The 15,382-nt window shown below is 72.0% G+C and carries 10 protein-coding genes; 3 read left to right on the forward strand and 7 right to left on the reverse strand.

The features are described 5' to 3' along the window. Positions 1 to 82 precede the first annotated feature (82 nt). The 7 genes from ACFULQ_RS14155 to ACFULQ_RS14185 form a co-directional block, all read right to left on the reverse strand. Positions 83 to 916: an HpcH/HpaI aldolase/citrate lyase family protein gene (locus ACFULQ_RS14155; RefSeq protein ID WP_383542780.1), complete on the reverse strand. Its 834-nt coding sequence runs from the start codon at positions 914 to 916 to the stop codon at positions 83 to 85. Further along, the gene (locus ACFULQ_RS14160; RefSeq protein ID WP_383542783.1) at positions 913 to 2,103 is read right to left on the reverse strand and encodes a CaiB/BaiF CoA transferase family protein; all 1,191 of its coding nucleotides are present in this window, start codon (positions 2,101 to 2,103) and stop codon (positions 913 to 915) included. Before ACFULQ_RS14160 ends, ACFULQ_RS14155 begins: the two co-directional genes overlap by 4 nt. Further along, positions 2,100 to 2,993: a ribokinase gene (rbsK, locus tag ACFULQ_RS14165; protein WP_383542785.1), complete on the reverse strand. Its 894-nt coding sequence runs from the start codon at positions 2,991 to 2,993 to the stop codon at positions 2,100 to 2,102. Before rbsK ends, ACFULQ_RS14160 begins: the two co-directional genes overlap by 4 nt. A 101-nt stretch (positions 2,994 to 3,094) precedes the next feature. After that, entirely contained in the window at positions 3,095 to 4,450 is a 1,356-nt protein-coding gene (locus tag ACFULQ_RS14170; RefSeq protein ID WP_383542788.1) for an ADP-ribosylglycohydrolase family protein, read from the reverse strand. Next, positions 4,438 to 5,604 (reverse strand): ADP-ribosylglycohydrolase family protein, encoded by a 1,167-nt coding sequence (locus ACFULQ_RS14175; protein WP_383542791.1) that lies wholly within the window; start codon positions 5,602 to 5,604, stop codon positions 4,438 to 4,440. Before ACFULQ_RS14175 ends, ACFULQ_RS14170 begins: the two co-directional genes overlap by 13 nt. Positions 5,605 to 5,612: 8 nt before the next feature. Then, positions 5,613 to 6,911, reverse strand: a complete 1,299-nt coding sequence (locus tag ACFULQ_RS14180) for an ADP-ribosylglycohydrolase family protein (protein ID WP_383542794.1) — start codon at positions 6,909 to 6,911, stop codon at positions 5,613 to 5,615. Further along, entirely contained in the window at positions 6,908 to 7,924 is a 1,017-nt protein-coding gene (locus tag ACFULQ_RS14185) for an ADP-ribosylglycohydrolase family protein (protein WP_383542797.1), read from the reverse strand. The genes ACFULQ_RS14180 and ACFULQ_RS14185 overlap by 4 nt, the downstream gene beginning before the upstream one ends. A 256-nt stretch (positions 7,925 to 8,180) precedes the next feature. Here ACFULQ_RS14185 and ACFULQ_RS14190 point away from each other — a divergent pair, with 256 nt between their 5' ends. The 3 genes from ACFULQ_RS14190 to ACFULQ_RS14200 all read left to right on the forward strand — a co-directional run bounded on the left by ACFULQ_RS14190 (position 8,181) and on the right by ACFULQ_RS14200 (position 15,341). Beyond that, on the forward strand, positions 8,181 to 8,912 hold the full coding sequence (locus ACFULQ_RS14190) for a VIT1/CCC1 transporter family protein (protein ID WP_383542800.1): 732 nt from the start codon (positions 8,181 to 8,183) through the stop codon (positions 8,910 to 8,912). 380 nt (positions 8,913 to 9,292) lie between these two features. Beyond that, entirely contained in the window at positions 9,293 to 13,888 is a 4,596-nt protein-coding gene (gene gltB / locus ACFULQ_RS14195) for a glutamate synthase large subunit (protein ID WP_383542803.1), read from the forward strand. Then, positions 13,881 to 15,341 carry a glutamate synthase subunit beta gene (locus tag ACFULQ_RS14200; protein WP_383542805.1) on the forward strand — a complete coding sequence of 487 codons (1,461 nt, stop codon included), beginning with the start codon at positions 13,881 to 13,883 and terminating at the stop codon, positions 15,339 to 15,341. The genes gltB and ACFULQ_RS14200 overlap by 8 nt, the downstream gene beginning before the upstream one ends. Positions 15,342 to 15,382 lie beyond the last annotated feature (41 nt).

The raw sequence follows: 15,382 nt of genomic DNA on the forward strand, positions 1-15,382 counted from the left end.
CCCCGAATGTGGTGGGGCGCCCTTCGTCGTGTGCCGGGCTTCGTGTGCCGGGCCTCGTGTGCCGGTCTTGGCTGCCGGCGGGTTACCGGGTGCGGACGGCGAGCGAGAGGGTGCGGTGGGCCTGGGCCGTCACCGCCGTGTCGATGAACGTGCCGTTCGGGAGGGCCTGGGCTCCCTCTTCGGTCCGGGCCGCCGCGAGGATGGACTCCGCCAGCTCGATCTCCTCCTCCGTGGGGAGGTAGGCGCGCTCGATGACGGGGAGCTGGCGGGGGTGGATGGCCGCCCGGCCCAGGAAGCCGAGGCTGCGGCCGTGCGCGCAGGAGGCCTTCAGGCCCTCCAGGTCCCGGGTGTCGGGGTGCACCGACTGGGGCGGGGGAGGCAGGGCCGCCGCTCGCGCCGCCACGATCACCCGGGACCGGGACCAGTCCAGGCCCGCGTCGTGCCGTACGCCGAGATCGGCCCGTAGATCGGCCTCGCCGAGCGCGATGCCCCGCAGGGCCGGGTGGGCGAGGGCGATGTCGTAGGCGCGCTCGACGCCCAGGGCCGATTCCAGGAGGGCGTACAGGGGTGGGGCGCCCTGCCCGGCCGGTGTCGTGGTCTCGGCGACGCGGGTGATCTGGGCCGGGGAGGTGACCTTGGGCAGGCGCAGGCCCGAGAGGCCGGGGAGGGGTGCGAGCGCCGCCAGGTCCGCTGCCGCCAGGGGGGTGTCGACGGCGTTCACGCGGACGTGGACCGGCATCGGCTGGGGGTCGGTCAGGCGTTCCGCCGTCGCCTCGCGGGCGTACGTCCTGCGGTCCGGGGCGACCGCGTCCTCCAGGTCGATCACCACGACGTCGGCGCCGCAGCCCAGCGCCTTGTCCACGACCTGGGGGCGGTCGCCGGGTACGTAGAGCCAGGTCAGGGGGTGCGGTCTCACAGGGCGCCCTCCCTGCGCAGGGCCCTCAACTCGGCCTCGGTCAGGCCCAGTTCCGTCAGGATCTCGTCGGTGTCCGCGCCGTGCGGGCGGCCCGCCCAGCGGATCGCGCCGGGGGTCGCGGAGAGCCGGAAGAGGACGTTCTGCATGCGCAGCGGGCCGAGCTCGGGGTCGTCGACCGTGGTGACGGTGTCGAGGGCCTGGTACTGCGGGTCGGCCATCACGTCCCGGATGTCCTGGACCGGGGCGATGGCCGCCTCCGCCTTCTCGAAGGCCGCGAGGACATCGGTGCGGGTGCGTGCGGCGATCCAGGAGCCGACCGCCGCGTCGAGGACGTCGGCGTGTTCCGCCCGTTGCGCGCCCGTCGCGAACCACGGCTCGTCGATCAGCTCCGGGCGGCCGACCAGGTGCATCACCCGCTCCGCGATCGACTGGGCCGAGGTGGAGACGGCGACCCAGGTGCCGTCGGCCGTGCGGTAGGTGTTGCGCGGGGCGTTGTTGGCGGAGCGGTTGCCGGTGCGCTCCTGGACGTGACCGAGCTGGTCGTACCAGGTCGGCTGGGGGCCGAGGGCCGCCAGGATCGGCTCGATGATCGCCATGTCGACGACCTGGCCCTCGCCGGTGCGGTCCCTGGCCGCGAGGGCCGTCATCACCGCGTACGCCATGGCCAGCCCCGCGATCGAGTCGGCCAGGCCGAAGGGCGGCAGGACCGGGGGCGCGTCCGGTTCGCCGGTGATCGCCGCGAAGCCGCTCATCGCCTCGGCGAGGGTGCCGAAGCCGGGGCGGCGGGAGTAGGGGCCGAACTGCCCGAACGCGGTGACACGGGCGAGGACCAGGCGGGGGTTGACGGCGGACAGCTCCGGCCAGCCGAGGTCCCACTTCTCCAGGGTGCCGGGGCGGAAGTTCTCGATGACGACGTCCGCCGTCCCGGCCAGCCTGAGGAAGGTGCTCCGGCCGCCCGGCTTCGACAGGTCGAGGGTGAGGGTGCGCTTGTTGCGGCCCAGCAGCTTCCACCACAGACCGATGCCGTCCTTCGAGGGGCCGTGTCCGCGGGAGGGGTCGGGCTTCGTCGGGTGCTCGATCTTGACGACCTCCGCGCCGAAGTCGCCGAGCATGGTGGCGGCGAGGGGGCCGGCGAAGAGGGTGGCGGTGTCGAGCACGCGCAGGCCCTTGAGGGGGGTCTCGGTCATGACGTGTACCGGGCCTCGATCTCGGAGCGGTAGGGCATCGACGCCGAGGCGCCTTCCCGCTGGACGGAGAGGGCGGCCGCCGCGGCGGCCCAGGCCATCGCCTCGCGGATGGGCCGTTCCTCGCCGAGGGCGACGGCGAGCGCGCCGACGAAGGTGTCGCCCGCGCCCGTGGAGTCCACCGCGGTGACCCGCGGTGCGGGGACGGCGAGGGGTTCGGCGTCCCGGGTCAGATAGAGGCTGCCCGCCGCGCCGAGGGTGATCACCACGCGGGGGATCCGGTCGAGGAGGGCGGCGCCCGCGGCGAACGGGTCGGCGATGCCGGTCAGGGTGGCGGCCTCATGCTCGTTGGGGACCAACAGGTCCGTGGCGTCGAGGAGTTCGGGCGGCAGCGGCCGGGCCGGGGCGGGTGTCAGGATCGTCCGGACGCCGTGGGCGCGGGCGGTCTCGGCGCCGGCCAGGACCGCCTCCAGGGGGATCTCCAGCTGGAGGAGCAGGGCGTCGGCGGAGGCGATCAGGCCCTCGTCGCCGGGGACGAGGTGGTCGACGGTGCCGTTGGCGCCGGGGACGACGACGATCGCGTTGCCGCCCTCGTCGTCCACGACGATGTGCGCGGTGCCGGTGGGGCCCTCGACGGTGCGCAGGTGGTCGGTGGTGACGCCGGAGTGTTCGAGGGTGGAGCGCAGCCGGGGGCCGAAGGCGTCGTTGCCGACCGCGCCGATCATCGAGACGGTGGCACCGGCGCGGGCCGCGGCGATCGCCTGGTTGGCTCCCTTGCCGCCGGGGATCGTACGGAACTCCCTGCCGGTGACGGTCTCTCCGCGCCGGGGTGCCTTGTCGACGTAGGCGACCAGGTCCATGTTCGTGCTGCCGAGCACGGCGATGTGGGTCATGGGCGAGCGGTCTCCCGATGGGCGATGCGGTTCATGGGCGGGCGGTCTCCCGGTGGGTGATGGCGGTCATGGGCGGGCAGCCTCCCGGTGGACGATGGCGGTCATGGGCGGGCAGCCTCCCGGTGGGTGAGGTGGGCCAGGGTGTCGAAGCCGACGCCGTCGAAGTCGGCGACGGAGGTGGCGAGCCGGTTCTTGAGCGGGGCGGTCCAGTGGTCGGGGAGGCGTTCGGGGGCGCCGGCCAGCAGGGCGGCGATGCTCCCGGCCGTGGCGCCGTTGGAGTCGGTGTCCCAGCCGCCGCCCACCGCCCGGGACAGGGAGCCGGTGAAGTCGCCGTTCGCGTGGGTGAGCGCGGCGGCGAGGAGAGCGGTGTTGGGGATCGCGTGCACCCAGTGGTGGGTCTCGGCGTGGGTGGCGTGGAGTTCGTCCACGACGGTGTCGAAGTCGTCGTGCCGCCGGGCCAGCCGGATCGCGTGGGTGATCGCCCCGGCCAGCCGGGAGCCCGGCGGGATCACGGTGAGGCCGGTGCTCAGACAGGCGTGGATGTCGGGGGTCGCCGCCGCCTGCGCGATGACCGCGGCCGTGAACATCGCCGCGTAGACGCCGTTCGCGGTGTGGGTGAGGGTGGCGTCCCGGTGGGCCTGTGCGGCGGCCGCGGCCGGGTCGCCGGGGTTGGTCCAGCCGTGGACGTCGGCGCGGATCAGGGCGCCGATCCATTCGCGGAAGGGGTTGCGGTGGCGGGCCGTCCGCGGGGGTTCGAGGCCCTGGAGGAGATTGCGGTAGGCGAGGCGTTCCGCGGTGAAGGTGCGGCCCGCGGGGAGCTCGTCGAGCCAGAGCCGCGCCACGTCCGCGGTGGTGAAGCCCCGGCCGTGGCGTTGCAGCAACAGCAGGTTCAGCAGCGGGTAGTTGAGGTCGTCGTCCTCGGGCATGCCGTCGATGTTCTCGGCGAGGGACGTGGGGGCCGAGCGGCGGTTCCAGGGGTGCGCGGCGAGGAGGTCCGCGGGCACGCCCTTCGCCGTGAAGTAGGTGCTCAGAGGCCAGTTGCCGGTGGAGCGGGCGAGGTCGCGGATGGCTTGCAGCGGAAGCTTCTCCACCGGTTTGCCGAGGAGGCAGCCGACGGCCCGGCCCAGCCAGGCCGCCTCCAGCGCGGACCGGGTGAGCGCGGCCGGGGCGGGCGAGGGCCACGCCGGGCAGCGGGCCCTGATCCTCGCGAGGTCGGTGGGTTCGTCGTCCGCCAACCGGCTCGGCAGGTCCGCCAGTTCGTCCAGGAGGTCCTCGGCGAGCTGCCGCAGGTACCTGGACGTGGGTTCGGCCGAGGCGCCCGCCCGGACCGGCGCCTCCGCGCCACCGGCGGCCCGCCACCTGGCCGCGATCGCCGACGGCTCCCGGCCGTCCTGGCGGGCCTGGCGGAGTTCATGGCCGAGCAGGTCCTCCGGCTGGACCCAGGTCAGTCGGAGCATCTCGGGCCTCCGAGCGCGGTGAAGGCCGACTCGTGGGCCCTGCGGCGGCGTACGTCCTGTTCGAAGATCTGCCGGGTGACGGCGGTCAGGGTCGTGGCCGGCCCCCAGAGGTCCAGGCGGCTGGCCTCCGCGACCTCCTTGGACCAGTCGTCCGGCACCGGGTTGCCCAGGGCGCCGGCCAGCGCGCCCGCCATGGTGGCGATCGAGTCGCAGTCCCTGCCGTAGTTCACCGCGCCCAGGACCGCGTGCCGGTAGTCGCCGCCGGCCACGAGCAGCATGGCGAGCGCGACGGGCAGTTCCTCGATCGAGTGGAGGCGGGAGGGGCGGCGGGCGCCGAGCGAGGGGGCGCGGTAGTCGTCGCCGACGGTGTCGTAGGGGGACACCGCCGCGCGCAGGGGCCGTAGCGCCGATTCGAAGTCCGTGTGCCGGGAGGCCACTTCGCAGACCTTCTCGACGGCGGTGCGGGTGCCGTCCTTGGCGAGGGACAGACAGGCCGCGACGACCGAGTCCGGGGTGGCGCCGGGGGTGCTCGCCGCCGCCACCGCCGCCGCGAACACCCCGGCCGCCTCCCGGCCGTACGACGACTGGTGGGCGCCCGCGATGTCCAGGGCCTCGGCGTAGGCGGCGGCCGGGTTCGCCGCGTTGACCAGGCCGACCGGGGCCATGTACATCGCCGCACCGCAGTTGACGATGTTGCCGACGCCGGCCTCCCGGGGGTCGACATGGCCGTAGTGGAGGCGGGTGACCAGCCACTTCTCCGCGAGGAAGAGGCGGTGCAGGGGCAGCGCCTCCGCCTCCAGTTCGGGGATCCAGCGCGGGGTCGTCATCAGGTCGGGGACCAGGTGGTCGGCGATCGCGTACGCGTCGAGGTGGTCCTTGACCCGGTCGTAGACCCTGATCAGGGCATGGGTCATCAAGGTGTCGTCGGTGACGTGGCCGTCGCCCTTGTGGTACGGCGCGATGGGGCGAGCGGTGCGCCAGTCGTCGCCGTTCCAGGGACCGACGATGCCGTGGACGCGGCCGGCGTGACGCTCGAGGATCTGGTCGGGGGAGTAGCCCTCGACGGGGCCGCCGAGGGCGTCGCCCACCGCCGCGCCCACGAGGGCTCCGGCGATCCGTTCCTCAAGGCTGCTTTCTTGGTTTTTGGGCGTCATGCCCGGAATCATCCTCCTGGGAGGGGTGGTTGTGCGGCTTCCAGGAGTCCGGCGAGTTCCACGAGGTCCGTGCCGGTGAGGCGGGGGAGGGCGCAGCCGGAGAGGGTGCGGCAGGCGGCCTGCCAGGTGGCGGGGATCGCTCCGCTGCCTCCCAGCGCTCCGGTCAGGGCGCCGACCAGGGCCGGGGCGGAGTCCGCCACCCGGGACAGACAGGCCGCCGCGGGGATCGCCTCGGCGATCCGGCCCTGGGCGGCGGTGGTGAGGGCGAGGGCCACGGGGACCGTCTCGGCGGCCGCGATGCCGTAGCTGTAGACGTGGTCGACGATGTCGTGTTCGAGGGCGGGGATCAGGGCGAAGGCGCTGTCGGCGGACCGGGCGAGCTGGAGGGCGTGGTGGGCGTTGCGGGCGATCTCGGTGCCGTCCGGGAGTTCGGCGAGGGCCGCGCGTACGCAGGTGTCGACGGGGGCGCCGGTCAGGGCGAGGGACACGGCCGCGGCCATCGCGCGGGCGCCGTGCACTCCGTCGCCGTCCTGGGTGTAGCGGGCGTCGAACTCGGCCAGGTCCGCGGCGAGTCGGGGGGCGCCGGGGTGGGCGACGGCGAGGACGCAGGCCCTGACGCAGGCCGCGTCGTCGAAGTAGTGGGGGTTGTCGTGGCCGGTGGCGGGTGGGCGCAGGCCGGTGGCGAGGTTGCCGAGGCCCGCGCGCACGGAGATGCGGGCGCGCAGGGGGATCTCGGCGGACTCGATCTCCGGGGCCCTGTCCGTCGCGGCGGCGACTTCGTCGGCGAGGCTGTTCCAGGTGAGGTCGATCGCGGTTCTTGTACGGCGGTCCCTCGGGAGGTCGCCGAGGGCGGTGTCGTCGGCTGCCCTGAGGAGGGCCTCGGCGGTGAGGGCGGCCCATTCGGCGTCGTCGGAGGGGCCGAGGCGGAGGGGTTCGGGGGGTTGGTTGAGGGCGATGGGGACGGGGAGGGTGGTGGTGGCGTTCTGCTCGGCGAAGGTGTCCAGTTCGCGGGTGAGGCGGCGGGTCCAGTCGGGGAGGCGGGTGGCTCGGTGGCGGGCGGAGGGCCAGCCGGCGGCGTCGCCTGCGGCCAGGCCGAGGAGGAGGCCGGTGACTCTTTGAACGGCCTCGGCTTCGCCTTCGGCCTGTGTGTTCCCACCCGCACCACCCGTTTCGCTTTCGTGGTCGGGTGCGGGTGGCCCCTGTAGGGCGGTCCCGCCGTCGGCGGCCGCGGGTGCATACGCCGTTGCCGTTGCCGTTGCCGTCGTCGTCGGCGTGGTCGGTTGGTCCCAAGGGGCCGGCGGGGTCACGACAGGGCCTCCGCGTCCGTGCCCGGCAGCAAGGACTCCGCCACGTCCAGCACGTGTCGGCCCGCCATCGACGGCAGGCAGCTGCCTCTCGCCGGGCCGATCGCCGTGGCCCAGTGGGGTGGGATCGCCGAGATCCCCCTCGTCGCGCCGGCCAGTGCTCCCGCCACCGCCGCCGTCGTGTCCGCGTCCCGCCCCATGTTCACCGCCGTCAGGACCGCCTCGCGGAAGTCGCCGTCGGCCGCCGCGTACGCGCCGAAGGCGAGGGCCACCGCCTCGGGGGCCAGGTCGGTCCACGGGTAGCCGCCGATCACCACCGCGGAGCGGACCGCCTTCTCGCCCCGGTGGGCCACCGCCACCGCCCGCCGCAAGGACCTCGCCGTCCAGCTGTCGTCCGGGATCACCGCCAGCGCGGAGGCGACCACGGCGATCGTCGGGGCGCCCGCCATCGCCGCCGCCACTCCCGCCGCGACCGCCTGGCCGCCGTAGATGCCCTCGCCGTCATGGCTCACCGAGCCGTCGATCGCCACCAGCCGGGCGGCCTCCGCGGGGCGGCCCGCGGCGAAGACCCCGAAGGGGGCCGCGCGCATGGCCAGGCCGTCGCTCCAGGCGTGCCGGTGCTGGGCGGAGATGGGGGCCGCGAGGCCGCGGCGGAGGTTCTCCAGCGTGCCCCGCTCGCTGAAGCCGGCACCCCGGAACGGGCCCTCGTCGCGGTCCGCGATCCACTCGTGCCAGGCCGCCTCCACATGTGCGGGGGTGAGGGCCGAGCCGTGCCGGGCCAGCAGCAGCCCGGAGAAGATCGTGTACTCCGTGTCGTCCGTGCCCGAGGGGGTCTCGGCCACGAAGCCCTCGATGCGGCCCCAGCGGGCGCGGATCTGCGACGGCTTCAGGTTCTCGGCGGGGGCGCCGAGGGCGTCCCCGACCGCCAGGCCCAGCAGGGCGCCGCGGGCCCGTTCGCGGAGTTCGGCGGCGCCCTGGGGGGCGGGGACCTGGGGAACGCAGGCGATCGATGTCATACGCGGGCCTTTCCACAGAGACACCTTTTGCGGATGTGTCCCACCATCGGCGGTTGACCGGAGCCTCCTCGGCCCCAACGTCACCCGGTCGACATCTGTGCAGCCCTGCTATCGAATGAGCGCTCGATGGTAAAACCGCAGGTTAGCCCAGCCTTTCCTTGCTGGCGGACGGGAATGCCCCGACGTACTGTGGGCGTTGTTGAGAATTAGAACCTGTCCAAAGTTAGCTTTGGCTTAGCTTCCCTGGGGGACCGGAATGGCCATCATCGACATCGACGCACCACTGCACGAGGCGCACCGCGACAACCACACGCACCGGGACGTCAACGGCGGCTGGCTCAGGCCCGCCGTCTTCGGGGCCATGGACGGACTGGTCTCCAACCTCGCGCTGATGACCGGTGTCGCCGGTGGGGCCGTCGGTCAGCACACCATCGTGCTGACCGGACTCGCGGGGCTCGCCGCCGGTGCCTTCTCGATGGCCGCCGGCGAGTACACCTCCGTCGCCTCCCAGCGCGAGCTGGTCGAGGCCGAACTGGACGTGGAGCGGCGCGAGCTGCGCAAGCACCCGCAGGACGAGGAGGCCGAGCTCGCGGCCCTGTACGAGGGGCGGGGCGTCGAGTCGGAGCTGGCGCGCGAGGTCGCCCGGCAGCTGTCCAAGGATCCCGAGCAGGCCCTGGAGATCCACGCCCGCGAGGAACTGGGGATCGACCCCGGCGACCTGCCCTCGCCGCTCGTTGCCGCCGTCTCCAGCTTCGGCTCCTTCGCGCTGGGCGCACTGCTTCCCGTGCTGCCCTATCTGCTCGGCGCGACCGCGCTCTGGCCCGCCCTGCTGCTCGCCCTGTTCGGGCTCTTCGCCTGCGGTGCCGTCGTGGCCAGGGTGACCGCGCGCACCTGGTGGTACAGCGGGCTGCGGCAGCTCGCCCTGGGAGGAGCGGCGGCCGGTGTGACGTACGCCCTGGGCAGCTTGTTCGGAACGGCCGTAGGATAGGCGGGCCGCTACTTATGCGTCGGGCCGCATAAGTAGCCGTTACTCGCTGGTTTCGAATGCTTAACCACTGGGCATGAGCCGTAAGCGCTGTGGGCAATGACGCTTGCGGCGCACTCGCGGGATGGGCGACGACGCCCCCTCCGCCCCCGGACCGATGGACATGGATCTGACCGATCAGTCCGGTCCGGAACCACAAACTTCCAGCCACGTGTGCGACACCCCCCTCGCACCCCCGTGGCGTCCGCATGCTGGAACGGAATATCCAGTTTCCGAGAACCGCTCCATCATGTAACCTGCACGAAATTTTGCACACACACGCAGAGGGCCAACGTCGTCCCTCGGCAATCTGCATATGCCAGTTGACGACGACGGGAGAGCCGATGCGTACGCCGCGCCAGCCGTCCCAGCACTCCACGGATGGCCAGAAGTGGTCGTTCATGGATGCTCGCCCTGCTGCGCAGGGTATGTACGACCCCCGCAACGAGAAGGACGCCTGTGGCGTCGGTTTCGTGGCCACCCTCACCGGCGAGGCGAGCCATGCGCTGGTCGAGCAGGCGCTCACGGTTCTGCGCAACCTGGAGCACCGCGGTGCCACCGGCTCCGAGCCCGACTCGGGTGACGGCGCGGGCATCCTGTCCCAGGTTCCGGACGCCTTCCTCCGCGAGGTGGCCGGCTTCGAACTGCCCGCGGCCGGTGCGTACGCCGTAGGTATCGCCTTCCTGCCCGAGGAGGGCACCCAGGACGCCGTCTCGAAGATCGAGACGATCGCCGGGGAAGAGGGCCTGACGGTTCTGGGATGGCGTGAGGTTCCCGTCGCTCCCGAGCTGCTCGGCGCCACCGCCCGCTCGACGATGCCCGCCTTCCGCCAGGTCTTCGTGACCGACGGTTCCTCGGAGGGCATCGACCTCGACCGCAAGGCCTTCGTGCTGCGCAAGCGCGCCGAGCGCGAGGTCGACGTCTACTTCCCGTCGCTGTCCGCGCGGACGATCGTCTACAAGGGCATGCTGACCACCGGTCAGCTGGAGCCCTTCTTCCCGGACCTGTCCGACCGCCGCTTCGCCTCCGCGATCGCGCTCGTGCACTCCCGGTTCTCCACCAACACCTTCCCGTCGTGGCCGCTCGCGCACCCCTACCGGTTCGTCGCGCACAACGGTGAGATCAACACCGTCAAGGGCAACCGCAACTGGATGGCGGCCCGCGAGTCCCAGCTCGTCTCGGACCTCTTCGGGGACCAGGACGCCCTCGAGCGCGTCTTCCCGATCTGTACGCCGGACGCCTCCGACTCGGCGTCCTTCGACGAGGTGCTCGAACTCCTGCACCTGGGCGGCCGTTCGCTGCCGCACTCCGTGCTGATGATGATCCCGGAGGCGTGGGAGAACCACGACTCCATGGAGCCCGCCCGCCGCGCGTTCTACGAGTTCCACTCCACGATGATGGAGCCCTGGGACGGCCCGGCCTGTGTCACCTTCACCGACGGCAAGCAGGTCGGCGCGGTCCTCGACCGCAACGGCCTCCGTCCCGGCCGCTACTGGGTCACCGACGACGGCCTCGTCGTCCTCGGCTCCGAGGTCGGCGTCCTCGACATCGACCCCGCCAAGGTGGTCCGCAAGGGCCGGCTCCAGCCGGGCCGGATGTTCCTCGTCGACACCGTCGAGCACCGCATCATCGAGGACGACGAGATCAAGGCCGGTCTCGCCGCCGAGCAGCCCTACGCCGAGTGGCTGGAGGCCGGGGAGATCGAGCTCTCCGACCTGCCCGAGCGCGAGCACATCGTGCACACCCACGCCTCGGTCACCCGCCGCCAGCAGACCTTCGGCTACACCGAGGAGGAGCTGCGCGTCATCCTCGCGCCGATGGCCAAGGCCGGTGCCGAGCCGATCGGTTCGATGGGCACCGACTCGCCGATCGCCGCGCTCTCCTCGCGCCCGCGGCTGCTCTTCGACTACTTCACCCAGCTGTTCGCGCAGGTCACCAACCCGCCGCTGGACGCGATCCGCGAGGAGCTCGTCACCTCGCTGCGCTCCTCGCTGGGCCCGCAGGGCAACCTCCTGGAGCCGAGCGCCGCGTCCTGCCGTACGGTCACCCTGCCGTTCCCGGTGATCGACAACGACGAGCTGGCCAAGCTCATCCACATCAACGCCGACGGCGACATGCCCGGCTTCAAGGCCGCGACCCTCTCCGGTCTGTACCGGGTCTCCGGCGGCGGCGACGCCCTCGCCGCCCGCATCGAGGAGATCTGCGCCGAGGCCGACGCGGCCATCGAGAACGGCGCCCGCCTGATCGTCCTGTCGGACCGCCACTCCGACGCCGAGCACGCGCCGATCCCGTCGCTGCTGCTCACCGCGGCCGTCCACCACCACCTCATCCGCACCAAGCAGCGCACCCAGGTGGGCCTGCTGGTCGAGGCCGGTGACGTCCGCGAGGTCCACCACGTCGCCCTGCTGATCGGCTTCGGCGCCGCGGCCGTGAACCCGTACCTGGCGATGGAGTCCGTGGAGGACCTGGTCCGCGCCGGCACCTTCCTCTCCGGCATCGAGGCCGAGAAGGCCATCCGGAACCTGATCTACGCCCTGGGCAAGGGTGTCCTCAAGGTCATGTCGAAGATGGGCATCTCCACCGTCGCCTCCTACCGCGGCGCCCAGGTCTTCGAGGCCGTCGGTCTCGAGGAGGGCTTCGTCCAGAAGTACTTCAGCGGTACCGCCTCCAAGATCGGCGGCGTCGGCATCGACGTCATCGCCAAGGAGGTCGCCGCCCGGCACGCCAAGGCGTACCCCGCCTCCGGCATCGCGCCGGCGCACCGCGCGCTGGAGATAGGCGGCGAGTACCAGTGGCGCCGTGAGGGCGAGCCGCACCTGTTCGACCCGGAGACGGTCTTCCGCCTCCAGCACTCGACGCGTGCGAACCGCTACGACATCTTCAAGAAGTACACGGACCGCGTGAACGAGCAGTCCGAGCGGCTGATGACCCTGCGCGGGCTCTTCGGCTTCACGTCGGACCGTCAGCCGATCTCCGTCGACGAGGTCGAGCCCGTCTCCGAGATCGTCAAGCGCTTCTCCACCGGCGCCATGTCGTACGGCTCCATCTCCAAGGAGGCGCACGAGACCCTCGCCATCGCCATGAACCAGCTGGGCGGCAAGTCCAACACCGGTGAGGGCGGCGAGGACCCGGACCGTCTGTACGACCCGGCGCGCCGGTCGTCCATCAAGCAGGTCGCCTCCGGCCGCTTCGGTGTGACCTCCGAGTACCTGGTCAACGCGGACGACATCCAGATCAAGATGGCCCAGGGCGCCAAGCCCGGCGAGGGCGGCCAGCTGCCCGGCCACAAGGTCTACCCGTGGGTCGCGAAGACGCGTCACTCGACGCCGGGCGTGGGCCTCATCTCCCCGCCGCCGCACCACGACATCTACTCCATCGAGGACCTGGCCCAGCTGATCCACGACCTGAAGAACGCGAACCCGCAGGCGCGGATTCACGTCAAGCTGGTCTCCGAGGTCGGCGTCGGCACGGTCGCCGCGGGTGTCTCCAAGGCCCACGCGGACGTCGTGCTCATCTCGGGACACGACGGTGGTACGGGTGCGTCGCCGCTGACCTCGCTGAAGCACGCCGGTGGTCCCTGGGAGCTGGGCCTCGCCGAGACCCAGCAGACCCTCCTGCTCAACGGCCTGCGCGACCGGATCGTCGTGCAGACCGACGGCCAGCTCAAGACCGGCCGTGACGTCGTCATCGCCGCGCTGCTCGGCGCCGAGGAGTTCGGTTTCGCGACCGCGCCGCTCGTCGTCTCCGGCTGCGTCATGATGCGCGTCTGCCACCTGGACACCTGCCCGGTCGGCATCGCCACCCAGAACCCGGTGCTGCGCGACCGGTTCTCCGGCAAGGCCGAGTACGTGGTGAACTTCTTCAAGTTCATCGCCGAAGAGGTCCGCGAGATCCTCGCCGAGCTGGGCTTCCGCTCCATCGAGGAGGCCGTCGGCCACGCCGAGGCGCTCGACGTGACCCGCGCGGTCGACCACTGGAAGGCGCAGGGCCTGGACCTGGCTCCGCTCTTCTACGTGCCCGAGCTGCCCGAGGGCGCCGCCCTGCACCAGGTCATCGAGCAGGACCACGGCCTGGAGAAGGCGCTCGACAACGAGCTCATCAAGCTCGCCGCCGACGCGCTGGCCGCCGACTCGGCGACCGACGCCCAGCCGGTGCGCGCCCAGGTCAAGGTCCGCAACATCAACCGCACGGTCGGCACCATGCTCGGCCACGAGGTGACGAAGAAGTTCGGCGGGGCCGGTCTGCCCGACGACACCATCGACATCACCTTCACCGGCTCGGCCGGCCAGTCCTTCGGCGCCTTCCTCCCGCGCGGTGTCACGCTGCGCCTGGAGGGCGACGCCAACGACTACGTCGGCAAGGGCCTCTCCGGCGGCCGGGTGATCGTCCGCCCCGACCGGGGCGCCGACCACCTCGCCGAGTTCTCCACGATCGCGGGCAACACCATCGCCTACGGCGCCACCGGCGGCGAGCTGTTCCTGCGCGGTCGTACCGGTGAGCGCTTCTGCGTCCGCAACTCCGGCGCCCTGGTGGTCTCGGAGGGCGTGGGCGACCACGGCTGCGAGTACATGACCGGCGGTCACGCGGTGGTCCTCGGCCCGACGGGCCGCAACTTCGCGGCCGGCATGTCCGGCGGTATCGCCTACGTCGTCGACCTCGACCGGGACAACGTCAACGTCGGCAACGTGGACGCCGTGGAGGCGCTGGACGACACCGACAAGCAGTGGCTGCACGACGTGGTGCGCCGCCACCAGGAGGAGACCGGCTCCACGGTCGCCGAGAAGCTCCTGGCCGAGTGGGACACCGCCGTGGACCGCTTCAGCAAGATCATCCCCAGCACGTACAAGGCAGTGCTCGCCGCCAAGGACGCCGCCGAGCAGGCGGGACTCTCCGAGTCCGAGATCACCGAGAAGATGATGGAGGCGGCGATCAATGGCTGACCCGAAGGGCTTCCTGAACCACGGCCGTGAGGTCGCCAAGTCCCGCCCCGTCGACGTGCGTCTGAAGGACTGGAACGAGGTCTACGTCCCGGGCTCGCTGCTGCCGATCATCTCGAAGCAGGCGTCCCGCTGCATGGACTGCGGCATCCCCTTCTGTCACAACGGCTGTCCGCTCGGGAACCTCATCCCCGAGTGGAACGACTACGCCTACCGCGAGGACTGGGCGGCCGCCTCGGAGCGCCTGCACGCGACGAACAACTTCCCCGAGTTCACGGGTCGGTTGTGCCCGGCTCCCTGTGAGTCGGCGTGCGTGCTCGGCATCAACCAGCCGGCCGTGACCATCAAGAACGTCGAGGTCTCGATCATCGACAAGGCGTGGGACGGCGGCGATGTCGAGCCGCAGGCCCCCGAGCGCCTGTCCGGCAAGACCGTCGCCGTGATCGGCTCGGGCCCGGCGGGGCTCGCCGCCGCCCAGCAGCTCACGCGGGCCGGTCACACCGTCGCCGTCTACGAGCGCGCGGACCGCGTCGGAGGCCTCCTCCGGTACGGCATCCCGGAGTTCAAGATGGAGAAGCGCCACATCAACCGCCGTATCGAGCAGATGCGCGCGGAGGGCACCCGCTTCCGCACCGGCATCGAGATCGGCCGCGACCTCAAGGCGACCGACCTGAGGAAGCGGTACGACGCCGTCGTGATCGCCGCCGGTGCCACCACCGCGCGTGACCTGCCGGTGCCGGGCCGCGAGCTCAAGGGCATCCACCAGGCCATGGAGTACCTGCCGCTCGCGAACAAGGTCCAGGAGGGCGACTACGTCACCTCGCCGATCTCCGCCGAGGGCAAGCACGTCGTCGTCATCGGCGGCGGCGACACCGGCGCGGACTGCGTGGGCACCGCCCACCGCCAGGGCGCGGCCTCGGTGACGCAGCTGGAGATCATGCCCCGGCCGGGCGAGGAGCGGAACCCGAACCAGCCCTGGCCGACCTTCCCCATGCTGTACAAGGTCACCTCCGCGCACGAGGAGGGCGGCGAGCGGGTCTACTCCGTCTCCACGACCCACTTCGAGGGCGACGAGGACGGCAACGTCCAGTGGCTGCACCTCAGCGAGGTCGAGTTCATCGACGGCAAGCTGACCCCGAAGCCGGGCACCGAGCGCAAGATCCCCGCCCAGCTGGTCACCCTCGCCATGGGCTTCACCGGCACCGACCGGGAGAACGGCCTGGTCGAGCAGTTCGGCCTGGAGCTCGACGAGCGCGGCAACATCGCCCGCGACGGCGACTTCCAGACCAACGTGCCCGGCGTCTTCGTCGCCGGTGACGCGGGCCGCGGCCAGTCGCTCATCGTGTGGGCGATCGCGGAGGGCCGCTCGGCCGCCCGCGGCTGCGACCGGTTCCTGACCGGCGCGAGCGAGCTGCCGGCGCCGATCCGGCCGACGGACCGCTCGCTGATGGTGTGATCACACCTCAATAGACGTCCCGTACAAAGGCGTACGGAACA

The organism is Streptomyces sp. NPDC057253 (assembly GCF_042669125.1).
Lineage (GTDB): Bacteria > Actinomycetota > Actinomycetes > Streptomycetales > Streptomycetaceae > Streptomyces.